Annotated in this window: 21 protein-coding genes; 9 read left to right on the top strand and 12 right to left on the bottom strand. The window is 72.7% G+C overall.

Annotated elements, in window-relative coordinates; genetic code table 11:
- Positions 1-46 precede the first annotated feature (46 nt).
- On the bottom strand, positions 47-1,684 hold the full coding sequence (locus tag IPJ59_RS24470; protein ID WP_293273518.1) for a hypothetical protein: 1,638 nt from the start codon (positions 1,682-1,684) through the stop codon (positions 47-49).
- Between the two features lie 457 nt (positions 1,685-2,141).
- Positions 2,142-2,921, bottom strand: coding sequence for a VOC family protein (locus tag IPJ59_RS24465; RefSeq protein ID WP_293260964.1), 780 nt, complete (start codon positions 2,919-2,921; stop codon positions 2,142-2,144).
- Between the two features lie 166 nt (positions 2,922-3,087).
- Here IPJ59_RS24465 and IPJ59_RS24460 point away from each other — a divergent pair, with 166 nt between their 5' ends.
- Together IPJ59_RS24460 and IPJ59_RS24455 are read left to right on the top strand one after the other, a co-directional pair.
- Positions 3,088-3,525 carry a hypothetical protein gene (locus tag IPJ59_RS24460; RefSeq protein WP_293260961.1) on the top strand — a complete coding sequence of 146 codons (438 nt, stop codon included), beginning with the start codon at positions 3,088-3,090 and terminating at the stop codon, positions 3,523-3,525.
- Between the two features lie 148 nt (positions 3,526-3,673).
- A complete protein-coding gene (locus IPJ59_RS24455) occupies positions 3,674-4,087 on the top strand; it encodes a hypothetical protein (RefSeq protein WP_293260958.1) in 414 nt (137 codons plus the stop codon).
- A gap of 126 nt (positions 4,088-4,213) precedes the next feature.
- On the opposite strand, the gene IPJ59_RS24450 is transcribed toward IPJ59_RS24455, so the two are convergent.
- A complete protein-coding gene (locus IPJ59_RS24450) occupies positions 4,214-5,758 on the bottom strand; it encodes an alkaline phosphatase family protein (protein WP_293273517.1) in 1,545 nt (514 codons plus the stop codon).
- Between the two features lie 72 nt (positions 5,759-5,830).
- On the opposite strand from IPJ59_RS24450, the gene IPJ59_RS24445 reads away from it, so the two are divergent.
- Positions 5,831-7,771, top strand: a complete 1,941-nt coding sequence (locus tag IPJ59_RS24445; RefSeq protein WP_293273516.1) for a L,D-transpeptidase — start codon at positions 5,831-5,833, stop codon at positions 7,769-7,771.
- Between the two features lie 62 nt (positions 7,772-7,833).
- Here the strand turns inward: IPJ59_RS24445 and IPJ59_RS24440 are convergent, their stop codons facing one another.
- From IPJ59_RS24440 to IPJ59_RS24425, 4 genes are all read right to left on the bottom strand, one after another.
- Positions 7,834-8,352 (bottom strand): hypothetical protein, encoded by a 519-nt coding sequence (locus IPJ59_RS24440; protein ID WP_293260952.1) that lies wholly within the window; start codon positions 8,350-8,352, stop codon positions 7,834-7,836.
- A gap of 207 nt (positions 8,353-8,559) precedes the next feature.
- A complete protein-coding gene (locus IPJ59_RS24435) occupies positions 8,560-9,138 on the bottom strand; it encodes a hypothetical protein (RefSeq protein ID WP_366524674.1) in 579 nt (192 codons plus the stop codon).
- A complete protein-coding gene (locus IPJ59_RS24430) occupies positions 9,054-10,013 on the bottom strand; it encodes a DUF4215 domain-containing protein (protein ID WP_293273514.1) in 960 nt (319 codons plus the stop codon). The genes IPJ59_RS24435 and IPJ59_RS24430 overlap by 85 nt, the downstream gene beginning before the upstream one ends.
- Before the next feature lie 153 nt (positions 10,014-10,166).
- Positions 10,167-14,195 (bottom strand): phage tail family protein, encoded by a 4,029-nt coding sequence (locus IPJ59_RS24425; protein ID WP_293273513.1) that lies wholly within the window; start codon positions 14,193-14,195, stop codon positions 10,167-10,169.
- A 299-nt stretch (positions 14,196-14,494) separates the two neighbouring features.
- Here IPJ59_RS24425 and IPJ59_RS24420 point away from each other — a divergent pair, with 299 nt between their 5' ends.
- On the top strand, positions 14,495-15,364 hold the full coding sequence (locus IPJ59_RS24420; protein WP_293273512.1) for an HAD family acid phosphatase: 870 nt from the start codon (positions 14,495-14,497) through the stop codon (positions 15,362-15,364).
- A gap of 39 nt (positions 15,365-15,403) precedes the next feature.
- Here IPJ59_RS24420 and IPJ59_RS24415 read toward each other — a convergent pair whose 3' ends face one another.
- From IPJ59_RS24415 to IPJ59_RS24395, 5 genes are all read right to left on the bottom strand, one after another.
- Positions 15,404-15,916: a hypothetical protein gene (locus IPJ59_RS24415; protein ID WP_293273511.1), complete on the bottom strand. Its 513-nt coding sequence runs from the start codon at positions 15,914-15,916 to the stop codon at positions 15,404-15,406.
- 97 nt (positions 15,917-16,013) lie between these two features.
- Entirely contained in the window at positions 16,014-16,685 is a 672-nt protein-coding gene (gene pyrE, locus IPJ59_RS24410; protein ID WP_293260937.1) for an orotate phosphoribosyltransferase, read from the bottom strand.
- A 116-nt stretch (positions 16,686-16,801) separates the two neighbouring features.
- Positions 16,802-17,074, bottom strand: coding sequence for a hypothetical protein (locus tag IPJ59_RS24405; protein ID WP_293273510.1), 273 nt, complete (start codon positions 17,072-17,074; stop codon positions 16,802-16,804).
- Between the two features lie 66 nt (positions 17,075-17,140).
- Positions 17,141-18,565 carry a HAMP domain-containing sensor histidine kinase gene (locus tag IPJ59_RS24400; protein WP_293273509.1) on the bottom strand — a complete coding sequence of 475 codons (1,425 nt, stop codon included), beginning with the start codon at positions 18,563-18,565 and terminating at the stop codon, positions 17,141-17,143.
- Between the two features lie 37 nt (positions 18,566-18,602).
- A complete protein-coding gene (locus IPJ59_RS24395) occupies positions 18,603-19,337 on the bottom strand; it encodes a response regulator transcription factor (RefSeq protein WP_293260929.1) in 735 nt (244 codons plus the stop codon).
- A gap of 81 nt (positions 19,338-19,418) precedes the next feature.
- On the opposite strand from IPJ59_RS24395, the gene IPJ59_RS24390 reads away from it, so the two are divergent.
- The 5 genes from IPJ59_RS24390 to IPJ59_RS24370 all read left to right on the top strand — a co-directional run bounded on the left by IPJ59_RS24390 (position 19,419) and on the right by IPJ59_RS24370 (position 26,438).
- Positions 19,419-19,622 carry a hypothetical protein gene (locus IPJ59_RS24390; RefSeq protein WP_293260926.1) on the top strand — a complete coding sequence of 68 codons (204 nt, stop codon included), beginning with the start codon at positions 19,419-19,421 and terminating at the stop codon, positions 19,620-19,622.
- A 300-nt stretch (positions 19,623-19,922) separates the two neighbouring features.
- The gene (locus IPJ59_RS24385; protein WP_293273508.1) at positions 19,923-22,541 is read left to right on the top strand and encodes a zinc-ribbon domain-containing protein; all 2,619 of its coding nucleotides are present in this window, start codon (positions 19,923-19,925) and stop codon (positions 22,539-22,541) included.
- Positions 22,542-22,562: 21 nt separating this feature from the next.
- Positions 22,563-22,865: a TFIIB-type zinc ribbon-containing protein gene (locus IPJ59_RS24380; protein WP_293260920.1), complete on the top strand. Its 303-nt coding sequence runs from the start codon at positions 22,563-22,565 to the stop codon at positions 22,863-22,865.
- A gap of 272 nt (positions 22,866-23,137) precedes the next feature.
- Positions 23,138-24,586, top strand: a complete 1,449-nt coding sequence (locus IPJ59_RS24375) for an RtcB family protein (protein ID WP_293273507.1) — start codon at positions 23,138-23,140, stop codon at positions 24,584-24,586.
- Between the two features lie 130 nt (positions 24,587-24,716).
- Complete coding sequence (locus tag IPJ59_RS24370) at positions 24,717-26,438, top strand: D-alanyl-D-alanine carboxypeptidase/D-alanyl-D-alanine-endopeptidase (protein ID WP_293273506.1); 1,722 nt, start codon at positions 24,717-24,719, stop codon at positions 26,436-26,438.
- Positions 26,439-26,469: the final 31 nt, after the last annotated feature.

The raw sequence follows: 26,469 nt of genomic DNA, 5'->3' as shown, positions 1-26,469 counted from the left end.
AGGTCTCGAAGACGCGGCGCCGGTCGTGCGTGGGCCGTCTGGCGTGTCACAGCGCGGGCGCTTGCAGGGCCTGTCCGCTGGTCTTGTCGAACTCGCGGCGGATCCGCGGCTGGCGGCACTCGAGCTTGTGCGGCTCGTCGGGCGCGGCGCGCCCCAGCGCGGCGAGCAGCGCGTCGGCGCTGGCCTGGTCGCTCGGTTGGACATACAGCCCGACGGTCCGGCGTCCGCGGCGGAACACCTCGACGGCGCGGGCGACCGACGGCATCAGCGCCCTGTTGTCGGCGATGAAGGCGGCGAGCAGCGGCTCGGGCTGGTTGCGCGGGGCGTCGCGCGGCAGGGTGCGCAGGGCGACGAAGGCCGGCCGGTTCTCGCCCTCGTCGCCGCAGCCGACGGGGGTCCAGGCCGGGGCCGGGCGCCAGTCGAGCAGCTCGAGCGCGAGGTCGCCGTCGGGCAGCATGCGCAGTGGTTGGCGGACCTTGCCGGCGCGCAGCACGACGTGCCGCACGGTCATGTACGAGGATATCGATTCGCGCTCGAGATCGGTGTCGGCGACCACCCAGACGTCGCCGCCCTGGCGGGCCAGGACCTGCAGCGGGCGCACGGGCCAGCTGCGCGCGGCGGCCTCGGGGTCGGCGGGCTGGAGCGTGAATTCGTGGCCGACGGGGGCGAAGGCCCACTCGGGGGCGCCGCGGTCGGCGAAGCGCAGCTCGGGGAGCTCGACCTGCTGCCACGCCGCGTCGGGGGCGGCGCGGTGCCACAGCTGACGCGTGCTCTGGGTGGTCGCTAGCACCGCGTAGAGCTCGCCCGCGGGGGAGACGCTGAGGTCGACGAAGGAGATGGCCTTTGGGGCAGGTACTTCGGACCAGGTGCTGCCATTGAAGCGGGCCAGGTAGGCGCGGCCCGGGCCGCGTGCGCGGGCGCAGGCGACGTAGGCCTCGTCGGCGGCGCGGACGGCCAGGAGCTCGCATTGCAGGCCCTTCGGCAGGGCGTCGACGGTGCCGGAGATCGCGGCGTCGCCGCTGAGGCCAAAGCGCTGGACCTGCGGCGCGCCGGCCTCGGGGCGGCCCTTGCGGGCCAGCAGGAACAGCTCGCCGGTGGGCGCGGCCGCGGCGGTGATCGGCGCGAGGTCCGGGGCGATGATCATCGCGGTGGGGGTGGGCGTCGCCGCGAGCAGGTCGAAGCCGGGCCGGGCCCGCGCGAGCGCGCTGTCGATGCGGCGCTGCTGCGCCTTCGAGAGCTCGGAGCCGGTGTCGTACATCGCGGGGTCGACCCGGTAGAGGCGCAGGCCGAGCACCTGTCCCGAGTGCCAGTTGATGATCGTCGGGTAGGTGCGGTGGAGGATGCCCTCCTTGGTGCTCTGGGGCCTCCAGAAGCTGCCCTCGCGGCGGTGCAGCTGCGGCGGCGTGCTCGACCGCGACACGTGGGACTCGGTCGTCAACCACGCGTTGTCGGGCCAGCGCCCGCCGAGGCCGGTCAGGAGCCACTCGTCGAAGTACCAGTCGGGAGGGGTCTGGCCCGCGAGCGCGTACTCGACGGGCACGAGGTGATCGCCGCGGGGATCGAGCTGGGCCAGGCCGGCCGCGCCGCTGACGAAGATCGCGTCGCCGAGCAGGTGCAGGCGCAGCTCGCCGTCGCGGTAGGCTGCCAGCTGGAAGCGGGCGTCGGCCGGGGCCGCGGGCGGCAAGGCGGGCGGTGCGTCGTCGATGGCCGCGGGGCTCCGGGGGTTGTGGGTTGCTCCGGGGTTGTGGGTTGCTCCGGGGTCGCGGGTTCTTCCGGGGTCGCGGGTTGGTCCGGGGTCGCGGGTTCTTCCGGGGTCGCGGGTGTCGCGGGTGTCGTTGATATCGCGGGTGTCGCGGGTGTGGTGGCGGCCGCGGGCGTCGATGCGGTCGCGGCGGTGGTGGCGACCGGGGGGGACGCGGGGGCGGTGCAGCCTGCGAGCAGGAGCGCGGGACAGAATGCTGGCAGGAGGCGGCGCATGCGGCGAGGAGCATACGCCCTCGGCCGTCGCGGTTGCGGGCGTATGCTCGGACCAGGATCGCGCCCTGGGTCGCTGCACGCCGTCGACCTCCGCGAGCTCCGGGGCAGCGACATCGAGGCCGGGCTGCGCAAGGTCAGCGCAGCCCGGCGTGCCGCGGCGACGATCAGGCGGCCGCGGGCGGGCGCTGGATGATCGAGAAGGTGGCGCCCCAGGGGTCGTCGATCACAGCGATGCGGCCGTGCGGCGAGTCGAAGGGGCCGTGGCACAGCTTGCCGCCGAGCTCGCCGGCGAGCTTCGCGCTATCATCGCAGTTTGCGACCACGAAGTAAGTGCTCCAGTGCGGGGGGATGCCCTGCCACTCCTCGGTCATCTGCAGGCGGCCGGCGACGGGGTGGCCGTCGATGCTCCACATCGTATAGTCGAACTTGGCGCCGTCGCCGATCTGCTGCTGCTCGTACGAGAAGAGCGCGCCGTAGAAGCCGTCCGCGCGGGCGCCGTCGCGGGTGTTGATCTCGTGCCAGCACATCGCGCCGGGCTCGTCGAAGCGTTCGGCGCCGCGGTGATTGCCGGGCTGCCACACGCCGAAGGCGGCGCCGGTCGGGTCGAAGCCGAACAGCATCCGCCCCGAGCCGGGGATGTCCATCGGCTCGACCATCAGCTTGCCGCCCGCGGCGGTGATGCGCCGCGCCGTCTCATCGATGTCGGCGCTCTTGAGGTACACGCTCCACACCGAGGGCATGTCCATACCGGGCTGCTTGGGCGCGATGGCGGCGACGGTGCCGCCGTGCACGCGGGCCATGGTGTAGTAGCCGAACTCGGGGGCGCCCTCGTCGAAGGTCCAGCCGAGCAGACTCCCGTAGAAGCGCTTGGCGCCCGGGAGGTCAGGGGTGTTGAGGTCGGCCCAGCAGGGGGCGCCGTCGGGGTATCCGTTGCGTTGTGTCATGGGGGGGTGCTCCGCGGGGGATCCGCGCGAGATCGCCCACTATCGCCGCCTGGCCCGGCTGTCAACCCGGGTTGCAGGGAGCGGTCCGGCGGGCTCGCGACGGTGTTTCTTGTCGGGGTCGCGGGGCGCTGACGCGGGCTTCGACGAGTGTGGTAAACGCGAGCTCATGCGCCGCCTCGTGCCCCTGCTGCTCGCGTCTGTCCTGGCCTGCGCCCACAAGAGCGCCGGTGGGCCGGTGTCCCTGTACAGCGACACCGTGAAGGAGGACAAGGCGGAGCTGGTGATCGACCTCGGGTACGAGGCGAAGGGGCCGCGGCAGGTCGAGTTGGTGCTCAAGCTGCGGGTGGTCGGCCTCGAGGAGAGCAACAAGCTGGTGGCCGAGACGTACATTCGCCACTTCAACGTGGACGATGGCAACACCCGCTGGGACGGCTTCGTCCCGCCGCGCACGCCGCAGACGCTGCGGCTGCTGCTGTCGATCCCCGAGGGCCAGCCGGAGGCGACGGCGACGGTGAACCTGTCGCGCTCGCACGACAGCTTCTCGCTGCTGCGCAAGGAGCTGACCTTCGTCGTCGACGCGGCCGGCGTGGTGACGCTGCAGTAGCGGCGCCGCGGCGCCGCGGCAATGTGCGTTCGTGGCCCAAGGGACATGTCCGGAACGACAGGCGTGATCGCGCCGCCGGGGCGCGCCCTCGCCCGCGGCTGTGGAGTATGCTCGCGCCAGCCGAAGGGGTGGGTGTATGCGGGAGAGCTTGCAGACGATCGACGGGCTGCTGCGCGAGGCGCCGGCGTTCAAGGCGCTGGCCGAGGCGCAGCGGCACCGCGTCGCGGCCGACCTGGCCGTGGTCGCCGCGTTCCTGCGGCCGAAGGCCGGGCCGCCGCGGGCGGGCAAGGGGCTGCGGACGGGGCCCAGGCTGGGGGCGCTGCTGCAGGAGGTGGCGCTGCCCGAGTTCGTGCGCGCGCTGGTGGCGGGGACCTTCCAGGCGGTGGTCGACGCGTCGCTGCAGCAGATGCAGGCGTACGCGGAGCTGATGGCCGCGACGGCGCGCTCGGTGGACTCGCTGCGCGGCGACGCGGACCTGCGGGCCGAGGTCGCGGCGCGGCTCGAGCAGCGGCTGCGTGAGATCTTCGTGATCGAGGGCGGACCCGAGGCGGAGTCGCGCTGAGCTGCGCGGCGCGGCGCGGGCGTCGTCGGAGGGCGATCGCTGGGGCGCCGCGGGTCCGGATCGTGTGTGGATAGCGAGTCCGGAGGGCGGCGAGGAATCTCTGCCCGGCTGCGGTGAATCGGTGGATCAGCGGCGGCGGACCAGGGCGATCGCGGCGAGCAGGGCGGCGAGCAGGCCGTGGATGACGCCGAAGAAGGCGGCGAGGAAGGGGAGCAGCAGCAGCGCCGGGCCGGGGAGCGGGAAGCCGAGCGGCCAGGCGAATGTGTAGATATGGGCGAGGCTGATCGCCAGGCCGAGGGCGGCGAGGGTCAGCTGATCGGCGACCAGGCGGTTGTCGTCGGCGAGGAAGTATCGGTGGAGGACGATCGCCAGCAGGGCCGGGGCGGCGCAGATCCGCGGGGCGGCGTCGAGGTAGCGCTCGCGCAGGTTGATCGCCGTCCAGTCGAAGCTGCCGAGGACGAGGACGTGGAGCAGCACGGTGGCCGCGGCGACGGCGAGGCAGCCGGCGGCGAGGCCGAGGGCGCCGCGCAGGCCGAGGCGGCGGCGGCGGGCGGCGACGGCGAAGATGGCGAGGGTGATGAATGCGACCAGGCCGGCGCGCAGGAGCTGGTCGCGGGCGCCGCGGGTGTAGAGGTCGGACCAGGTGCCGGGGTGGCCGAGCCAGCCGGTGAGGCTGGCCTGATTCGCGGCCCGGAAGCGCTCGATGGCGGCGCGGCGGTCGGCGAGGTAGGCCGGGGGGGCGCTGCGATCGTCGACGATCGTGAAGATCGCGTCGAGGTCGTCCTCGAGGGCGCGCATGTGCCTGGGGAAGCGCAGGCCGAGCAGGACCGCGAGGGTGCCGGCGATCGTCCGGCTCTGGATCACGGGGCCGGGCTCGCGGTGGGCGACGCCGGGGCCGGCGAAGCAGGTGAGGACGCGGGCGATCTCCGGCGTCGGGCCGCCGTGGCCGCCGGTCGGCGAGTGGCCGTGATCGGCGGTGAAGATGATGAGGTCGCGGCCGAGGTCGATACGATCGAGGAATCTCCCGAGCTCATCGTCGACGCGGGCCGCGGCCGCGGCGTACTCGGGCGAGGCGCCGCCGTGCTGGTGGCCCATATGATCGACGTTGGATACGTGGATAAGCGTGAGGTCGGCGAGCTGCGCGGCGGCGAAGGAGTCGGCCTCGTCGGGGAGGGTGAGGTAGCGGTCGAAGCCGCGGGGGAACAATTGCTGCCACCACGCCACGTCGCTGACGCCGGCGACCTCGAGGCCGCTGGTGCGGGCGACCTCCCAGATCGACTCGGCGGCGAGCGGGGACTGCTCGTCGTTGTTGCGGGCGCCGGTGCGGTCCTGCTCGAGGCCGGTCGAGATCACGGCGTAGACGGGGCGGGAGACGCTGATCGGGCCGACGTCGGTCTCGCGGCACTGGCCGGCGGCGGCGAGGCGGGCGACGCTGTGCATGTCGCGGGCAGGGGCGAGGCCGAGGCCGTCGGCGACGATGAGGACGGCGTGGCGCGGGCGAGCGGGGGCGGTGGTCGGGGTGAGGTCGTCGACGGGGACGAGGTAGAAGCCGCGGTGGTCGGGGAGCCGCGAGATGTAGCGCTCACCCATCTCAAGGCCGGCGAAGGCGAGGGCGAGGCCGGCGGCGCACTGGACGAGGCGGAGGCCGGGGCGGCCGCGGTGCGAGGTCACGCGGGGAGTGTCGCACGAGCGGCGCCAGGCGGCGCTTGACAGCGATGCGGGGTTCGCGATTACCTGCGCGCGATGTCTCGCTGGCGAAGCTGCTGTGCGCTGGTGGTCCTGCTGGCGCAGGGCGGCTGCGAGGACGGCGTGCGGGCGGCGGACGAGCGCGCGGTGGCGGCGGACCAGCGGGCGCGGGAGCTCGCGTCGTTGTCGGGTAGGCCGGAAATTGGGGCGGAGGGGACCTCGGGCGGTGTTGCGAGCGAGGTGGTGGAGCGGGCGGCGCAGGACCTCGCTACGCCGCCGATCGTCCCGGCCGTGCCTGGCGGGCCGCCGGAGGACTTCGGGGCGATCCGCCCGCCGAGGCCGCCGCCGGGGGACGGCGAGCGGACGGTGCACGCGCTGGCGGGCTTCGAGGTGGTCGCGGTGTATTCGCTGCCGGACCTGAGCTCGCCGCGGCTGGGATATCTGCGCATCGGCGCGCGGGCGATGGTGACGCCGAAGATCGACGATACGGGGGAGGGCTGCGAGAAGGGGTTTCACGCGCTGGCGGCCGGCGGATATGCGTGCGCGAGCAAGGGGCTGATCGTCGACGCCGAGAAGGCGCCATATCTGTACATGCCGCCGCCGTCGCCGCGGGTCGACGCGCCGATCCCTTATGATTATGGGGTCATCGTCGCCGACGGGACGCCGATGTGGTGGCGGATCCCGGACGCGGAGGAGGTGATGCTCGCGGGGCAGAAGTATCGGGCGATCGCGGCGGCGCAGGCAGCGAAGGATGCGGCGGCTGTGGAGGCGGCGGTGCCGGGGAAGTCGTCGCCGTCGCGGGCTCCGGATGTGAAGCCCGATGCGCCTGCGGGCGCTGTGGAGCCTGCGGGCGGGGCGGAGCCAGCGAGTACGCCGGAGCCTGCGGGCGGGGCGGAGTCAGCGGGCGGGGCGGAGTCAGCTCGTGCGGCGGAGCCAGCGGGCGGGGCGGAGCCAGCTCGTGCGGCGGAGCCAGCGGGTGGGGCGGAGCCGGGGGCCGAGGCCGGGGCGTCGGGGTTGGAAGCGGCGCCGCCGGTAGAGCTGACGGAGGAGGAGAAGGCGGCGATCGCCCGGCGTGAGGCGGCGGCGCGCAAGCGGGCGGCGGAGCGCAAGAAGCAGGAGCAGGAGAAGGAGCGGCTGCTGGCGCGCAAGCGGGCCCGGCTGCCGCTGAACTCGCAGACGCCGTTCATGGAGGCGGGCTTTGTGGTGACTCTGGCGGACAAGATCCGCGAGGGGGGTTCTTCCTGGTGGAAGACGGCGCGCGGGGGATATGTGCAGGCGAGCCGGGTGGGGCGCAAGGGGACCGGCGACTTTCACGGGGGCGAGATACCGGCGGACGCGCGGGTGGCCTTCGGCTTCGTGTGGGCCGAGCGCGGGGCGTCGGCGTCGGCGCGGGGTGAGGACGGCGCGTTGAAGTGGAAGCGCAAGCTCGAGCACCGGCAATTCCTCGCGTTCGCGGCGGAGGAGGATATCGGCGGGCGGCCGTATCTCGTGACTTCGGACGGGCTTTATGTGCGCAGGGGCGACATGCGGCTGGCCGCGCCAGCGACCCGTCCAGATGGGGTGGAGGCGTGGGAGCGGTGGATCGACGTCGACCTCGAGCGGCAGCTGTTGGTGGCGTACGAGGGGGATATCCCGGTGTATGCGACGCTGATCTCGTCGGGCAAGCGCGGCACGCCGGAGGAGCCGTTCCTCACCCCGAAGGGCAGCTATCGCATCACCGCGAAGCACATCTCGTCGTCGATGGACGGGAACGCGGCGTCGGACGGGCGCTACTCGATCCAGGACGTGCCGTGGGCGATGTTCTTCTCCGGGAATTATGCGCTGCACGGCGCGTTCTGGCACCAAAAGTTCGGCGAGCGGCGCAGCCACGGCTGCGTCAACCTCGGCCCGAGCGACGCGCGCTGGCTGTTCTACTGGACCACGCCCTTTGTCCCCGAGGGCTGGCACGGCGTCAACGCGCACGACGGGGCGCCGGGCAGCATGGTCGTGATCCACTGATTCGGGGGCGGGGGGCCCGGGCGCGCGGCGGGAGTCGATATACCGCGGACTTCCGTCGCGGGCTAGAAGCAGTCGGCGCCCTGGTCGGGGCAATTGAGCTGGCTGCCCTCGAGGTTGGACGGGCCGCCGAACTCGAAGTCCGGGCACAGCGTCTCGCCGAAGCACTGGGCCCGGGCGTCGGCGTCCTGCATCTGCGCGCACGCGGGCGGGACGTCCTGGCAGGCCGAGGGCTGGGGGACCCAATCCGGGGGGTCCATGTTGTAGTCGCATACTCCGCCCGGGTTGACGCAGAGCTGGTTCTCGGCGCAGGTGACGTCGCCGCAATCGACGGGCGGGAAGACCGGGCCGCCGGTGGCGTCGGTATCGGTGGTAGCGGTGGTGTCGGTATCGACGGCGTCGGTATCGACGGCGTCGGTATCGACGGTATCGGCGGTGGTGGGCTCGGTGGTATCGCCGGTCGCGCCGGTGGTGGCCGCGGTATCGGTGGGGTCGGAGGTCGAGCCGTCGTCCTTCTCGGGACAGGCCGCGAGCAGGAGGAGCGCCGATAGACCAGCCAGGTGGGTGCCTCGTGGATTTCGCATGCGACGGCCTGTGCAAGGCCCGAGCCAGGCGACTTGGTTTGAGAAACCTGGCATCGCCCTGACACGGGTGTCAGGCGCGGACGGTGCAATGACCTGTCCCGAAGGTCAGGTGGCCGGCGCCGCGGATCCGCGCCTTGTCAGCCCCCTTTGCCGCGGTGATCACGTCGCGGACCGCGAATGGAGGAGGCTGGCAGTGACGAACCCTGCTCACTCGCGGATGTAGAGCACCTCCCACTGGGTCTCGTGTTTGGGGTCGAGGTTGCCGCCGCCGAGGAAGCCGTGGAGGTAACCGGGCGGGTAGCCGAACTTCTTCCAGTCGTCGCGCGGGACGACCTGCATCCACCAGCAGCCGATGCCGTCGCCCTGGTCGACCTCGGTGGCGTAGCTCGGGCTGTTGTACTTGTTGTGCAGGCCGTTGAAGCCGCCGCAGGTGGTCGGCTTGTCGCCGGCGATGTACGTGTAGTCGGCGCCGTTGGTGGTCGCGGTGAAGGGGTCGTGGTCCTGCTTCCAGGCGACCTTGAACAGGATCGGCCCGTCCTTCCAGGTCATGGCGTTGCCGACGTCGTAGCGGTAGGTGTAGCTGGCCCCGACCTTGAACAGGTTGCGCTTGCCGAGGATCGAGTAGTTCTCGCTGGCGGGGGCGTCGGCGTTGAAGTTCTGCCAGGTGCCATCATTGAAGAAATGTGGGTACTTGGCGCTCATCATCCGGGTCCAGCCGCCGCCGAGCGCGGTCTGCTCGCAGTAGACGAGCAGCGGCGCCTCGGGGCCGTCGGCGTCGAGGTCGATCGTGACCTCGCCGCTGGGGACGTCGGGGATCTCCGTCTTGAGCGCCTTGCACGACAGGGGAAGCTGCACAGGTTGTTGTTGCACAGGAGACCGCCGCCGCAGTCGGGGTGGCCGTTGCAGGCGAGGTCGACGCCGCAGCCCGGGCAGTCGCCGCCGCAGTCGATGTCGGTCTCGCCGCCGTTCTTGACGCCGTCGTCGCAGACCGCGACCTGGCAGCCGGTACAGTCGTCGCCGTCGTCGGCGTTGCCGTCGTCGCAGGCCTCGACGCCGGCCTGGACGACCCCGTCGCCGCAGCTCGCGGCGACGCAGGTCGCGAGGCAGGCGTCGGTGTCGTCGGCGTTGCCGTCGTCGCAGGCCTCGGCCGGCTGCTTGATGCCGTCGCCGCACGAGGCGAGCGCGCAGTTGTTGGTGCACTCGTCGTCGTCGACCTGGTTGGCGTCGTCGCAGGCCTCACCGGGGCCGACCAGGCCGTCGCCGCAGACTGCGAGCTGGCACTGGGTGGTGCAGGGGCCGTCGTCGGCGTTGTTCGGACCGTCGTCGCAGGCCTCGTCCGGGTCGATGACACCGTCGCCGCAGGTCGGCGCCGGGCCGGTGCTCTCGCTGCCGGTGGTGTTGATGGGGCCGGTGCTGGAGGTCTCATCGCTGCTGGTGCCGCCGGTGCTGCCGGTGCTGCCGGTCGCGGAGACGCCCGAGGTCGGGCTCGTGGTCTCGTCGCCCGCGCTGGTCGTGGTGGTAGCGCCGCTCGTGCTGGTGCCTGTGTCGCTCCCACCACCTGACGAGCTGTCGGTCGCGCTCGCCGTGGCCGCGTCATCGCTGCACCCGCTCAGAAAACAACCAACGATCGCAAGACCCCATCCCCATCGGCCAAACTGCATTGAGACACCGTAGAGGCGGCCGACGGGCCAGACAAGCGGCACGTCGGCGCCCTGCGCCCCGGCGGCGCATGCCGCGGACAAATGTTACGCGGCAATTTGTCTCGATCCGACGATTCGCGGGGTCGCGCGACCGCCCACGGCGTCGTCGGGGGCTCACCCGAACTGCGCGTCGGGGTAGGTCACCGAGTAGCGGATGCTCTCGACTCCCAGGCCGATGCCGACCACACAGGACGCGATCGTCGCGGCCGGGGCCGCCTTGGAGGGGAGCAGCGGGCTGAAGTCGTTGAGCCCGGACAGGATCTGGTTCCCGAGGTCGAGGCCCGCGAGGTGCCTGTCGCCTTCGCCGAAGGTAAACCCGAGCCCGTGCCAAAGCCCCGCCGTGGCCAGGATGCACACCCCGAAGTAGGCCGACAGGCCCTTCAGCACGCCGAGTGAGGGTAGCCCCCCGGCGGCCCGCTGACTGTCGGCCACCTGCACCACCGACGCGAGCACGTTGAAGCCCCAGCACGCCCACTGCTCGGGGAAGAAGAAGCTCGACTGCGGGACCGAGTGCGGCGGCGTCATCAAGGTGCCGAGGATGCCGAAGATCGAGCCGATCGCCCCGGCGATGTCCTGGCTCGCTTCGCCGCCGGAGATCGCCGAGCCCGTCACCACGATCGTCATCATGCTCAGCACGATCGCCAGCACCGCCCCGGGGTCGATCGGCTCCTCCGGGCCGGCGTCGAACGACAGCTCGCGCGCCGCAGTGAACAGCGTGCGCGCGCAGTGGAGGAACGCCGCGGTCACCAGGGTGATCAGCGACTCGAGGCTGAGCTGCTGCCGGCGGCGGAACACCACCAGCTCGATGAAGTCGGTCAGCACCGGGATCGAGATCCGCTGCTGCAGGACCTGACGGATCGCCGAGGCCAGCATCGGCGCGATCGCCAGCACTGCGTCGAGGACCTTCGCGGCGACGCCGAGCGCGCCGGCTGCGAACGGCCGGACGAGGCTCATCACCGCGTCGGCGCCCACGCCGATCAGCTTGCCGGGGTCGGTCACCGCCGCGAACAGCGGCGACGCCACGACCGACTGGACGAAGGCCTGGACCTCGCCGGCCACCGCGCTGGCCACGCTCGCGATCTGCTCGCCGACCGGGCCGAGCGCCGACAGCACGTCCTTGAACGCGTCGGCGAGCAACGACTCGAGCCGGCCCATCAGGTACCCGAATTGCCCGCCGAGAGCCATGAAGGCACCGATCGACGAGCCGCCCCCGCCCCCACCCGAACCGCCCCCGCTCGACTCGGAGAGGCCCGCCTGGAGCCGCGCGATCGACCCGGGCAGCGCGGCCCGCTGGTCCTCGATCAGCGCCGCGAAGCCGCTCCAGCGCGCGTCGAACATCGCCTTCAGGTCGCTCTGGATCGCGAGGATCGCGTCCCAGTCGAACAGCGCGGCCAGGAAGTCGATCACCGCCTGGATCACCACGCCGACGCGCTTGAAGAACGCGACCGCCAGCCTGGCCGCCGACTCGACGTTCTCGACCACCGTCTTGACGATGCTCTGCACCCCGTCGACCACGATCAGGGCGATGACCGTGACCTTGTCGGCGACGTCGATCGCCAGCTGCGTCGCCGCCGGGATCGCCGTGCTCGCGAAGTCCTCGAGCAGGCGGGGCGCCGCCGTGGCGACGTTCTTGATCAGCACCTGGGCCGCCGCGCCGATCGTGTCGAACACCTGGGCCGCTGAGCCGACCGCCCCCTGGGCCGCGCTGGCGATCGCGTTCGCCACGTCGCTGGCGATGGACGCGACCGACCCGACGGCGCCGGAGACCGCCCCGACGGCGCTGTTGATCCCGCCCGCGACCGCCCCGCCGGCGCTCGCTAGCCCGCCGCCGATGTCGCCGAAGAGGTCTTTCTTCTGGTACCCGCTCGTCACGCTCGTCACTGTCTTCGCGGTGGGCGGCGCCGGCGCGAAGCGACCGATCAGCCGCGACACCCCGCCGGCCAGCGACCTCGCGTCGGCGAGCCGCTCCGCGGGCAGCAGCGGGCCGGCCTTCCCGGGCGGCGTCTGGACCATGTGCTCGCCGGTCAGCCCCGCGAGCTTTTGATGGAGGTCGTCGTCCGGTGAGAACTCGATCCACTGGTCGAGGGCCATGTCGTCCGACTGCGCGAACAGATCGGGGACCGACAGGGCCTCGGCTGGCGGCATCACCATGAAGCGGAGCCGGCCCGTCGGCGACGCCTTCAACACCAACGGCGTGGCGGCGTCGAGCCCGAAGCTGCGGGTGACCCCCCGCTCCTCGACGAGGATGTTGACCGGCGCGCTCGCCAGCAGCCGGACCGCGACCGCCCGCGCCGAGCCGTTGGCGCCGCGCGCCGTCAGCGTCACGTCGAAGCGGCTCACCGGGTTGTTGCCCGCGTCGTGATCGACGATCAACGCGCAGCGGCTCGCGAGCGTGCCGCCGGGGCGCAGGCTGTACGGCGTCGGCGCGTCCGTGTGCTCGCCGCCCTGCGGGCACTTTCCGGGGCTATCGCCCCGCCGCTGTGCCACGTGGCAGCGCGTGCAGTAGCGCCAGCCCTGTTCTCCGCCCGACGGGTACGGGGCGATGGCCAGGTGGTACGGACCGCTGCCGGTCGCGTCGTGACCCGCGCCGGTCGCCGGGCACGCGCCGGCGCCGAGGCCCGGGTGGAACAGCGCCTGGCACTCGCAGCACCACCGCCAGCCGTCCTGGCCCTGCGTGTCGACGATCGTCGCCGTCGACAGCGAGTACGCCGCGCTGTCCGTGAAGTCGTGCGGCGTCCCGGACCCACACATGCCCTCGAGCCCCGCGTAGCAGACCGCGTGACACACACGACAGCGCCGCCAGCCCGGCTGCGCCGGCGTCAGCCCGGGCGCGCCGAGCAGCAGGCTGTACGGTGCCGAGGTCTCGTCCGAGTGCACCCCGCCCGCGAGGCACTGCCCGGCCTTCGCGCGCCAGTGCAGCAGGTTGCACTTCTTGCAGAAGCGCCAGTCGTCCTGTCCGCCCGCCGGATACGACGAGGTCGCCATCACGTACGGGCCGCTGCCGGTCGCGTCGTGGCCGCCGCCGGCCGGGCACAGCCCCGCCCCCGCGCCCGGGTGGAACAGCACCTGACACTTGCAGCACCACCGCCAGCCGGCCTGGGTGGTCACGTCGCTCGCGGTCGACAGCGCCATCGCGTACCACGGGCTGTCGGTGAAGTCGTGCAGCCCGCCGCCCGCGCACGCGCCCTTCAGCCCGCCGTAGCAGCTCGCCTGGCACTTGCGACAGCGCCGCCACCCGCACTGCACCGAGGGACGGCTCGACGCCGGCGGCGACGCCAGCAGCATGCTGTACGCGATCGACGTCGCGGTCTCGTGGAGACCGCCGCCCGGGCACGTCCCGCGCGCCTCGTCGGGCCGGTGCAGCGCGTGACACTTCGTGCAGTAGCGCCAGCCCTCCTGCCCGTCCGCCGCGTACGGCTGGATCGCCAGCGAGTACGTCGTGCCGCGGCTCGAGTCATGCCCGCCGCCGGCCGGACAGAGCCCCGGACCGAGCCCCGGGTGGTGCAGGATCTGACACCGGTGACACCATCGCCAGCCGCCCTGGCTGTGGCCCCCGACCGTCGCCGCGATCGGCACCGCAAACCACGCGCTGTCGTCGAGGTCATGGCGTCCACCCGCCGCGCAGGCCCCGACGATCCCGCCGAAGCAGCTCGAGTGGCACTTTCGGCAGCGCCGCCACCCGTGCTGCACGCTCGGCGCCCGGTTGACCCGCGGCTCCGACCCGAGCAGCAGGCTGTACGGCAGCGACGGCTCGACCGCATGGACCCCGCCGGTCACGCACACCCCCGGCCCGGCCTCGGGGTTGTGCAGCACGTGGCAGCGCGTGCAGTAGCGCCAGCCCGCCTGTCCGCCGGCCGCGTACGGCTGGTAGGCCAGGTGATAGGTCCCGCTGTTCGCGGTCTCGTGGACCCCGCCGGCCAGGCACGGGCCCGCCCCGAGCCCCGGGTGGTGCAGGACCTGGCACTTCGCGCACCAGCGCCAGCCCGGTTGACTGTCGGCGCCATCCGGCGGGGCCACGGACAGACCGAACCACCCGCTGGCCTCGAAGTCGTGCGTCCCCGAGGCCGCGCAGACGCCCTGCAGCCCGCTGAAACAGATCGCCCGACACTTGCGACACGAACGCCAACCCTGTTGCTCCGTCATCACGCCTCCATCCTCTCAAGGCCGCATCGCCGTGACGGTTCGAACACCCGCACCCGACGGCCTGCGATGCTCGCAGGATCCCGCAGGCCCGGCAACGCTCCGCTTCGCGCCCGCCGGCGGCGCTGGCGAGGGGGCTGGCCCTGCGAGCACCTGTCCCGAAGGTCAGGTGCGAGCGTCGCGTGTGCCGGGGTGCGAGCGCCGCGGATCCGCGCCTTGTCAGCCCAATCGCGGCAGTGATAGCGTCCCGGACCGCGAATGGGAGGAGGCTGGCAATGACGCACGCATATCGACGCTTTGGCATGCACAACAACACCGACGCTCTGGTCTGGCTCGACACCAGCGCCGAGCAGCACGCGCTCTACCTGCAGGCCTTCGAGCTGGCGCGGCTGCGCATCTGGGACGCGCTCCGCGAGGACGCGCTGGGTTCCGGGGCGGACCGTTTCTGCATCTTCTCGGACCTCGACGAGACCCTCCTCGACAATAGCCAGTACAACTCCTGGCTGGTCCGCCGCGGTCGCAACTTCAACGAGAAGGGCAGCTGGAATCGCTACTGCCGGGCCGGGATCTCCCGGCTCACGGCCGGCGCCCGCGAGTTCATGCAGGAGGTCGCGGCGATGCGAGACCGCCGTGGCAATCCGATCGAGATCTTCTATGTGACGAGCCGCCTCGAGGAGGTGCGCGAGGCCACCTGCGCCAACCTGCTGGCGCTCGGCCTGCCGCTGCCGGACGGCGGTGCCGACCCGGTGAGCACACATCTGTTTATGCAGGGCACCGTGACCCCGAGCGGCGGCGTCAAGAAGTACGATCATTACGCCTTCGTCGCGGGCGAGCGGCGGCGCCAGCCGGTACTGTGGCTCGGCGACAATCTCTCTGACTTCAGCAAGGACTTCAGCTCGTCGGTGCCGTGGGCGACGCGCCTCGCCAACGCCCAGGTCGAGCGCGCCGCGTGGGGCAAGAAGTGGATCGCGTTCCCGAATCCCGTCTACGGCGGCTTCCTGCTCTCGCTGCCGAAGCTGGACAAGCCGGATGGCACGCAGATGACCGTCGGCGATGACCTGCGCTCGGGCGAGCAGACCGAGGAGCAGGTGCGTGAGGCGCTGACGCCGGAGCTCACGCCCAAGCTCGGCGTGCTCGACATCTGGGAGGACGACCCCGATGCCGAGCCCTGACGCCGATGCTGACCCGCGGCTCACTGCTGCGGGTGACGCTCAAAAGCGCAGCGTGAGGCCGAGGGTCCCGGTGCCCAGCGCGGTTCGTCCCAGGCGTGGCGAGAAGGTCTGCTGATTGGCCTTCCACCTGCGCCACTGGCTGTACCGAACCCCACCTCCGACGAGGAGCCCCGCGCCAGCCAGAGCGGCGAGCACACCCAACGTGATCAGGCCCGAGCCGGGCCTCTCGCCGTTCTCGTCGCAGCTGCCGCCGACGCTCCAGCACTGCCCCGAGCTCGGGGCGGCGGCGCCGACGCCGATCGCAGGCGCCGCGACGAAGGCCATCACCACCCCGCCCGCGATCATCAGGCCGACGCCGCTGCGGGGCTCAGCACTCGGGACCGCTGTCGGCGGTAACGGCGGCGCGAGCTTGGGGCCTGGGGTCTCGACGAGGGCCATGGTCCGGAGGCCGCGGAGGCTGGCCGCAACCGGCGGGCTGCCGCGCCGGACATCGCCCGCCTGAGCCGGTGTCGGCACGGCCATCGCCACCGCAACGGCAAGTTCACACTTCATCGCTCGAGCTTGAACAGTCGCCCTGACAGCGTCAACTCCTCTCGGCAACGGCGGCAATGGCGAGGTGAGCAGGCCTTGATGGAACCTGTCCCGAAGCTCAGGTACGCGCCCCATGGGCCGCCAGGTGGGCCTCCATCGCGCTGCGGCGCTCGTCGTCGAGGAGGACGCGGCCGTCGACGCTGCGGCCGTGGAGGTGGGCGATGACCTCGCGGATCGTGACGATCGGTCGGACCGGGGCGTGGAGCTCATCTTGCAGCTCGGCGAGGGTGCTGCGATCGCCGGTGCCGCGCTCCTGGCGGTCGACGGCGACGACGACCCCGGCGATGTGAATGTCAGCAGTTCGGCGCAGGAGGGCGACGCTCTCGTGGATCGACTTGCCGGAGGTGATCACGTCGTCGACGATGACCACGCGCATGCCGGCTTGCGGGGTGGTGCCGACGAACCAGCCGCCCTCGCCGTGGTCCTTCTGCTCCTTGCGGTCGAAGCAGAACGGGACGTCGTGGCCGAGCTCGGACAGGGCGATCGCGGTGGCGACGGCCAGGGGCACGCCCTTGTAGGCCGGGCCGAACAGGAGGTCGCAGGGCAGCTCGGCGCGGCGCATACAGGCCGCGTAGGCGCGGCCGAGGCCGGCGATCGCGGCGCCGGTGCGGAACTGGCCGGCGTTGACGAAGTACGGCGAGCGGCGGCCGGACTTGAGGGTGAAGTCGCCGAAGCGCAGCACCTCGTGGCGGACGAGCAGCTCGATGAACGCCTGCTGGTAGGGTTCCATGGCGCCCGAGCCATAACACGAGGCGGGCTATCCACGGTCCAGGGTGCCAACAAATTTGTTGCCAACAATGGTGTTGGCGGCCGTCGCGGTCGACGGCCGCCATGGGCGACGCGGGGTCAGCTCGCGGCGTGGCCGTGGTCGGCGTGGGCGGCGTCGAAGAACTTGCCGACGAGGGCGGCCTTGCGGTCGAGCTTGGCGGCGCTGAGGGAGGCCAGCTCCTCGGCGATCTGGGCCGAATGCTGGCGCATCTCGAGGATGATGTTGTGGTCCGTCTCGCCCTCGCTCGCCGTGCTGGCGGTGGCGAGGCGGGCGGCCAGTTTGCAGATGATCGTGTCGGGCTCGAGGATGGTCAGGAGGGCGAAGAATTCGGCGAGTTCTTTGGGCGTCATCGGGCTATCACTCCAGCGGGCGACGGTACCAAGGCGGGTCTGGAGTGTCACCGCGCGGGCTCGCGCTCACGTGGTGGCGAGCGGGAGGCGGACGGCGAGGCGGGCCCCCTGGGCGCCGCCGGGGCGGTCCTCGGCGGTGATCGTGCCGCCGTGGGCCTGGGCGATCTGGCGGCAGAGGTAGAGGCCGAGGCCGACCCCGCCGTGGTCGCGGGCGCGGGCGGCGTCGAGGCGGGTGAAGGGGTCGAAGATCGTCGCGCGGTCGGCGGGGGCGATGCCGGGGCCCTCGTCCTCGACGCTCAGGATCAGCTGGTCGGCGTCGACGCGGGCGGAGAGATCGATCTGTCCCTGGGGACAGGCGCGGCGGGCGTTGTGGAGGAGGTTGGCGAGCAGGCGCTCGACGAGGACGAGGTCGAGCTCGGCGTGCAGTTCTTGCGGCTCGCAGCGGGCGCGGGCGTCGACGCGGGCGGCGAGGCGGGTCAGCAGGGGGGCGAGCTCGACGCGGCTGCGCTGGAGGGCCTTGGTGCCGGCGAGGTCGAGGCGGCCGGAGGTGAGGAGGTCGGAGATCAGGGTCTCCAGCTCGAGCAGATCTTCGCCGAGCTCGGCGATGCCGCGGCGCAGGCGGGTCACGCCCGGGTGGTCCTGGTTTGGCAGGGCGTCGACGCGTTCGCCGAGCAGCTCGGCGAGCACGCGCATGCGGGCGATCGGGGTGCGCAGCTCGTGCGAGACGTTGGTGAGCAGGGCTCGCTGGCCGCGGAGCATCGCCTCGAGGCGGGCGGCCATCTCGTTGAAGGCGTCGCCGAGGCGGTCGAGCTCGTCGCCGGCGGGGCGGCCCGGGACGCGGTGGCCGAGCTCGCCGCGGGCGATGCGTCCGGCGCCGAGCTCGAGCGCGGCGATCCTTCGCGTGAGCGAGCGGGCCAGGGGCCAGGCGCCGACGGCGAGGGCGGCGAGCAAGCCGAGCAGGGCGAGGGCCAGGAGGCGGGCGCGTGGGGCCGGGCCGTCGCCGGTGTCGAGGGAGAGCACGGCGACCAGCTGGCCGTCGGGGTCGGACAGGCCGAAGCTGAGGGCGGGGCCGCGTTCGTCGCGGTGGACCATGGGCTGGCCGCGCAGGAGGCGGGCGCGCTGGCGCTGTTTGAGGCCGCGGGGGCCGCGGGGGCCGCGGGTGGCGGGGTCGCCGGCGAGGCGCTTGCCGTCGGGGTCGACGAGGACGGCGCGCAGCTGGAGCTCGTCGGCGAGGGCGGCGAGCTCGCGCTCGAGGGCGGGGCGGTCGGCGAGCTGCTGGGTGAGCGCGGGTTCGCGGGCGGTGACAGCGGCGTCGACGGACTCGACCCAGGCGGCGTCGTAGGGGGACGCGAGGGTGAGGACGGCGAGGCCGACGAGGGCGGCGAAGGCGACGACGGTGAGGACGAAGCTGAGGTAGATGCGGCGGAACAGGCCGCCGCGGCGGCGGCTCTCGGGGTGCGTGCGAGGCGGCGACGCGGGGGCGTCGGTCACGGGTCGTCCTTCGGGGCGAGCGTGTGGGTCGGGACGGTCACGGGTCCTGGTCCTTCGGGACCAGCATGTAGCCGACGCCGCGGAGGGTGCGGATGAGGCCGGCGCCGCTGGGGTGGGCGCTGGCGAGGGCGGCGCGGACCTTGCTGAGGTGGACGTCGATCGATCGGTCGACGGAGGGGTCGAAGTCGCTGGGGGCTTCGCCCCGGAGGGCGCGCAGGCGCTGGTGGATCTGCTCGCGGGTCAGGACCTGCTCGGGCGCGCCGGCGAGGATCCACAGGAGGTCGAACTGGTAGGCCGTGAGCTCGCAGGCGACGCCCTCGACGGTGGCGCGGTGGCGGTCGCGGTCGACGCGCAGCGGGCCGCAGCTGCGCAGGGCTCCGCCGCTCGTGGCCGTGGTGGCGGCGCCGCGGCGGAGCACGGCCCGGATGCGGGCGACCAGCTCGCGGGGGCTGAAGGGCTTGGCGAGGTAGTCATCGGCGCCGAGCTCGAGCCCGAGCACGCGGTCGATCTCCTCGCTGCGGGCCGAGAGCATCAGCACCGGGACAGCCGATCTCTGGCGGAGCTCGCGGCACACGCTGAGGCCGTCGCGGCGCGGCAGCATGATGTCGAGGAGGACCACGTCGTGCTCGCCGGACAGGGCCCGGGCCAGGCCCAGCTCGCCGTCCGCTGCGACCTCGACGGTGAAGTCGTGGCCCTGCAGGTACTCGGCGGTGCGCTCGGCGAGGCGGGCGTCGTCTTCGACCAGCAGGACACGCCGCAGATCCACGACCATGACGCGTACGGCAAGTCGGCGGCGCTGACAAGGGGCCGGGGAGTCGTTGACAGCGGGGCGAGCGCGGCGTAACCCATGGGCATGCAGTACCACTGCTCGCGCTGCCATCAGCGCTTCGCCGGTCCGGCCGAGGGCGCGCCGGAGCATTGTCCGCGGTGCAAGGCCGAGGCCGGGCTCGAGCCCGACAAGCGGGCGCCGCTGGCGATGCTGCTGTTCGCGGCCTTCCTCGCCACGGCGGTGCTCGCGTCGGTGGTCGGCGGGGCGGTGGCGGTGGCCTCCAGTTGATCGTTGGTCTGACTGCGGTCCCTGGCTGCGGCGGCCGATGTCGCCGTGAACGGCCGGTTGTGGGTCGTCAGGCGCGCTGGTCAGGGGTGCGTGGGCTGTTGAACGCCGGTCGGGTGCAGCGAGCTGGCCGGCCTGGTCCTTCGGGCCCCCAAGCTCGTCTCGGGCTGCGCTGGTGGGGCGGCTTGATACCGGAGAACTTGACCCTTGACGGTGCCCATGCCGACGCCTCACCCTCTGCGCCGCGGCGCCCATGCGGGGTCGGGCCGTGTCTGTGTTATGGTGCGCCGAGCGAGCTAGCCCGTGATCATTCGATGCACCAAGTGCAGCACTGAGTTCGCCCTCGACCCCAGCCAGGTCGGTCCGGAGGGCGTGACGCTGCGCTGTTCGGTCTGTTCGCACATGTTCCACGCGGAGCCGGACCCGGACGCCGTGGCGGCGCCGTGGAAGCTGGTCACCACGGACAAGCACATGTTCGTGCTGCCGGACCTGCGGCGGGTGGTGGAGCACGTGCTGGACGGTCGCTTGCGGCCGGAGGACCAGATCTCGCGCACGGGTCAGTCCTTCATCAAGCTCGGCGATCTGCCGGAGCTGTCGTCGCTGTTCATCGGCGCCGAGGGGCTGCCGCGGGTGTTTCGCGCGAGCGAGGTGTCGCCTGCTGGCGAGCTCGGGCCGCCGCCGGCCTTCGGTGGACCGGCCGATGATGTCCGGCGCGAGGAGACGGTGCGCTTCGGGATGACGGGCGCTGGTTCGGGCCTGCGGCGCCCGCCGGTCGATGACCCGCTGCCGGCGCCGCCGGAGTTCGACACCGCCTTGCCGGCGCCGCCCGAGTTCGCGGCGTCGCGGGCTTCAGGGGGTGCTGCGGGCGCTGCGGAGGATGGTGCGCTGTCGCGGCGGGGTCGGGCGCCGGGTGTGCCGGAGCCGCGGAGCTTCTCGGTGCCCGAGCGATCTGACGGTCGCGCGGGGGGTCGCAACACGCCGGCCTCGATGCTCGAGGCGGTGACCAAGGCGGTCACGGGTGGCGACGATCGCCGCGACGTGCCGGCCAGCGAGTCGAGCAAGCTGCGCAGCCAGCCGATCCTCGTCGCCGATCTGGCGCGGGCGGCCGCTGCCAGCGCGGAGAAGGCCGTGCAGGCCGTCGACGGTCAGCGGGCGCGCGAGCGGGCGGAGCGGTCGACCGGCACCTTCACGGGCGCGATGACCCGGGTCGACCCGGCGCGGCCGGACCCGAAGACCTTGCGCGCCGAGGCGCCGCGGCCGACCGCGGCCGCGGCCATGGGTTCGGGACGTTCAGGCACCACCCCGGTCAGCATGCCGGCGGTGCAGACCGCGGAGCTGCGGCAGGCGGCGGCGGCGGCCCGGGCGGCCGAGCAGGCCGCGCTCGCGGCGAAGGCCGTGCGCCCGGAGATCGCGGAGCCGACGCAGCCGACGCAGCCGGTCGACGCGGATGAGCCGGGCAGCGCCGAGACCGGTGAGACCGCCGAGCTGACGCGGCCGCCCGAGGTCGTGATCGTGAAGATGCCGGAGCCGGGCGGGCGCAGCTCGGCGCCGCTGTGGGGGCTGCTCGGGGTCGTGGCGGCGGCGGGCATCGTGTTCGGGGTGCCGAGCCTGCGGGAGAAGATCTTCAACCTCGGTGGTTCGGCGCAGGGCCCCAAGGTCGACCCGAAGGAGGCCCGCCCGAGCGCGCCGGAGCAGGTCAGCGTCCAGGAGCTCGAGCAGGCGCGCAAGGCGATCCGCAACCTCGGCTTCAAGGAGAGCAACAAGGTGCAGGCGGCGCTGCAGCGGGTCATCGACGACCCGGCGCGCGCGCCCGGGGCGGTCGCGCAGGCGCGGCTGACTCTGGCCGAGCTGGTGTTGATGCGGGCGCTGGCGTGCAAGATCGCGGTGATGCTCGAGCCGGCGGCGATGGGCGGACAGGCCCAGACCCGCAGCGCCGAGGATCCGATCGCGGCGCAGGAGCTGCTCGCGGCGCTCGATGACAGCGTCGATGCCGATCAGCTCGCGCGCGTGATGGCCCTGCAGGCGCTGGTCGAGGGCAAGCCGACGGCGACGCTGCCGGCCGACAGTGAGGAGCTGGTGGCGCTGGTCAAGGGCGCGGCGCTGTGGCGCGGCGAGCTGCGCACGCCGCCGCCGGGCCTGCTGACCTCGCTGCTGGGCCTGGCCAACCCGTCGACCTTGAGCCAGTCGGTGCTGGCGCTGGCGCTGTGGCGCAGCGGCAACGTCGACGACGCGCGCACCCTGCTGCGGAAGATCCTCGATCGCGTGCCCGATCAGCCGGCGGCCAAGACCATGCTCGAGGCGCTCGATCGCCAGGACATGTTGTCGGAGAACGGCGACCCCGAGGCCGCGGTGCCGCCCAGCGACCCCGAGCCGACGCCCGAACCCGACCCCGAGCCGACGACGCCGCCCGCGGTCGATCCGACGCCGACGCCGGGCGACACCAAGGTCGCCGTCGTGCGGCCGCCCGGGACGCCGCCCGCGGGCGCGCAGGAGAAGGTCGAGGTGTTGATCTCGACCGGCTGTCAGAAGGTCCGGCAGGGCGACACGCAGGGCGTGAAGATGCTGCTCGACGCGGTCGACCGCGGCGCCGACCCGACCCAGAACTTCAACCTCTGCTTCTGCCTGGCGGCAGGCTTCGCGCGGCAGAACAACCACGACGTCGCGTTCAGCTGGTACAAGCGGGCCGTCGGGGTGTCGCCGAGCAACCGCGACGCGCTGGCGGGTGCGGCCCGCTCGGCGGAGCTGCTCGGGCGCACCGCGGTGGCGGTGGATTACTACAAGAAGCTGCGCATGCTCGACCCGGGCAACGCGGCGGCGGCGGCCTACCTCGCGAAGTACGACGACAGCCCGCCCCCGCCGACCCCGACCCCGACCGACGAGCCACCCGGAGAGTTGATGCCGATCAAGCCCAAGAACCGGTGAACGGGAAGGACGGAGGGTGTGATGAGTCGCCGACCCAATGAGACGGAGCAGGAGTATCAGGCCAGGCTCACGATGGAGCGGCAGCGCAGCGTGGCCCAGGAGCGCAACTCGCACGTCGCCGACGCCGACCGCGAGCGGCAAAAGCAGCTCCACTGGATGCGCTGCCCCAAGTGCGGCGCGGAGCTCAGCGAGGTGCAGTTTCGCGACGTGAAGCTCGACAAGTGCTTCGCCTGCGCCGGGGTGTTCCTCGACGACGGGGAGCTCGAGCAGCTCACCGGCAAGCCGGGGTGGTTTGACAGCATGCTGCGGTTCTTCAGGAACTGAGGGCGGGGGCCCGGGGCGGGCGGGCGAAGATAAATTTGAAGCGAATGCGTCGGCCTGCGTATAAGGCCGCCACGTTCCGCGGCTGCTAACTGTCGGAGTGTCCATCTCTGGTGACGACGTCGGGGCTACCCTGTGGGGGTGGGCGCGCGTCGTCTCGATCGGGGTCGCGGGTGCGTCTGCACCTGGCTCCGGGGTCATGTGCTTTCGGCCAGGTGCCGGGGCGGGCCCGAGACGCGTCCACCGTTCGTGGTGGGCGCCGCGAGGAACGTGTCATGCATTCGAACAAGCAGATGAATCGCCTGTTCGCGGCGCTCGGCCGCGAGGGTTTGGAGGTGAGCCGCGAGGGGCGGGTGTACCGCGTGCGGCGCAAGGACGGGCCGGAGGCGCCGGCCGAGGTGTTGTTGCCGGACGACTTTCCGGTCGAGGCGAAGGCGCTGCGGCAGCTCGCGGGGCTGATGGCGGTGCGTCATCCGCTGGGCGGCGAGGTGGAGCACGCGTGTGCCTCGCCGGACTTCCATCCGGGCGACGCGGGCGTGGCGATCGGCTCGGTCGCGGTCACGCGGGACATGGTGATCCCGGCCGCGGTCGGGTCGGACATCAACTGCGGGATGCGCCTGCACGTCGTCGAGCTCGCGCCGGACCGGCTGCTGGCGAAGCGCGACGAGCTGGTCGAGCTGCTGAAGGGGGACTTCTTCTTCGGCACGCGCGACCTGCCGATGACGGCGGCGGCCATGCGGGCGCTGTTCCACGACGGGCTGCTCGGGTGGCTGGAGGAGGTCTCGCGCGGGCCGCTCGGGGTGCTCGCGCGCTCGGACCTCGGCCAGCTGGCGGCGGAGCTCGACCGGGTGCATCTCGGCGGTGCGCTCGAGGGCCACGCGCAGTGGGCCCCCGAGGACCTCGTGCCCGACGATGGGCAGGTGCGCGACGGCGGGATGGCGACGATCGGCGGCGGCAATCACTTCGTGGAGATCCAGGTCGTGGAGGCCGTCGAGGACCGGGCTCTCGCGCACGCGTGGGGGGTGCGGGCGGGGCAGCTCGCCTTCATGATCCACTCGGGCTCGCGCGGGGTGGGCAAGCACGTCGGCGCGGCGTGGCGTGACAAGGCGCGGGCCGCCTGGCCCAAAGGACAGCGTCACCCGGAGGAGGGGCTGTTCGCCCTGTCGCTCGCCGATCACCCGGAGCTGGTCGCTGGTTACCTGCAGGCCGAGGCCACGGCGGCCAACTACGGCTTCGTCAACCGCCTGTTGTTGGCGGAGCTGCTGCGCCTGCGTCTGCGCCAGGTGTTCGGCGCGGGGCTGTCGGCGCCGCTGGTCTACGATCTGCCGCACAACATCACCTTGCCCATGGACGGGCCGGGGCGGCGCTGGATCACGCGCAAGGGGGCGTGTCCGGCCGATGCGGGGCAGCCGGTGATCATCCCGGGCTCGATGGGGGCGGCGTCGTATCTCGCGGTCGGTCGCGGGTCGTCGGCGCTGCTGTCGTCGGCGTCGCACGGGGCCGGGCGGGCCCGCTCGCGCTTCATGATGTCGAACCACAGCGACCAGGACGAGCGCGCGCTCGGGCTGACCGGGGTGGACTGCATCACGCTGCGGGAGGAGCGGCGCATCGAGGAGGCGCCGGCGGCGTACAAGCCGATCGGTCCCGTGATCGGCTGTCAGGTCGAGGCGGGGACGATCGCGGTGGTCGCTCGCCTGCGTCCGCTCATGACCTTCAAGGCGTGAGCGGGTTGTGCACTCGCCGCCGGGCTGCGATGCTCGGCGGCGGGTGTGTTGTCCGCTCATGACCTTCAAGGCGTGAGCGGGTTGTGCACTCGCCGCCGGGCTGCGATGCTCGGCGGCGGGTGTGTCGTCGATGCAGTGCCAGGCTGGCGTGATCGCGGTGGCGGCGTGGCTTTGCGTCGCGGGCTGCGATGAAGCTGTCCCCGGGGACAGGTCGCAGAGGATCGCCGGGGAGGACCGGGCCGAGCCGGTGGGGCTGCTGGCGCCGGCGTGGCGCTGGGTCCCCGCGGCCTTGCCGGTGCCGCCGCGGATCCGTACGCGGCTGGAGCAGCGGCTCGGCGAGTTCGCGGGGGAGCTGGCGCGGGCGCGGGCGGCGATGGTGACGCGGCGGGCGGAGCAGGTGCCGGCGTCGGAGCAGGTCGTCGGGCCGCCGGCGGCCTTCGACGTCGAGGGGCTGGCCGAGGCGATCAACAAGGTCGTCGCGCGGCTCGAGCGGACCACGGACGTATCGGTGCACATCCGCGAGCTCGGCTCGGACGACGTGCTGTTCGACTACCATGGCGACGCGCCGCTGAACCCGGCGAGCAACCACAAGCTGTTGACCACGGCGGCGGCGCTCGATCTGCTCGGGCCGGAGTTTCGCTTCGAGACGCGGGCGCTGCGGGTGGGGTCGTCGCTGTATCTGGTCGGTGAGGGCGACCCGAGCCTCGACGACCTGGCGCTGCGCGGGATGGCGGACGAGATCGCGGGGGCCACCGATGTGTCGAGCTTGCGTCGGCTCGTCGTCGACGACCTCGCCTTCTCGCCGCGGACCCTCGCGCCGGGCTTCAGCGACGAGGGCGTCGGGGTGGCGTACCAGGCCCCGAGCGGGGCGCTCAGCCTCAACTTCAACACCGTCGAGGTCACCGTGCGGGCGCCGCGACGGCGCGCGCGGAGCAAGGAGCTGCCGCGCCTCGAGGTCGTGCTGCGTCCGGCGAGCACGCACGTGGTGGCGCTGGACCTCGCGGGGGTCGGTCGCGGCACGCTGGCGGTGCGGACCTACGCGGGGCTGCCGGTCGACGAGCAGGCGCGCACGGTGGTCGAGCTGACGGGCAAGCTGCGGGCCGGGCGCGAGCTGACGGTGCGACGGCGGGTGGTCGACCCGGGGTTGTTCACGGGCGGTGCGCTGGCGGTGATGCTGTCCGAACGGACAGGTCAGCCGCCGCTGCCGGTCGAGCGCGGGGCGGCGCCAGCGGTGGATGAGCGGGCCGAGGAGCCGCCGGTGGTGGTGTTGCGGCGCGAGTCGCAGGCGTTGACGCAGGTGGCCGGCGGGGCGCTGGCGTGGTCCAACAATTTCATGGCGGAGCAGCTGCTGCGCACTCTGGGCTGGCGGATGTTGGGGGAGCCGGGCGACTGGGAGAACGGTGCGGAGGTGGTGCAGGCGTACTGGGCGGCGCTGGGATTGCCGGCCGACGCGCTGGTGTTCGAGAACGGCTCGGGCTTCAGCCAGCGCGGGCGGGTCACGACGACGGCGCTGGTCGACCTGATCTCGGTGGCCGCGAGCGGCAACAGCGGGCTGTTGTCGGCGCTGCCGGTGGCCGGCGAGAACGGGACGCTGCGGGCCCGGCTGCGGCGATCGGGCAAGCGGGTGCGGGCCAAGACCGGGACGATGGACGGCATCAGCGGACTGTCGGGGGTGATCACGGCGGAGGACGGGACGCCGCAGGTGGCCTTCTCGATCCTCAGCAACGTGCGGGCGGGTGGGGCCAGCGCGGCGGCCCGGCGCAAGCGGGCGGAGGACGCGATCGTCACGGCCGTGCTCGCGGCCCTCGATGCCTGGGCGCTCGAGCGATCGCCGGCCGCTACCGCGCCCTGAGTGGGTCCGTCGCGCGGGCACGATCGTGTAT

This window comes from Nannocystis sp., from assembly GCF_016714285.1.
GTDB lineage: Bacteria > Myxococcota_A > Polyangia > Nannocystales > Nannocystaceae > Nannocystis.
This window is presented reverse-complemented; position numbering and strand designations above follow the sequence as displayed.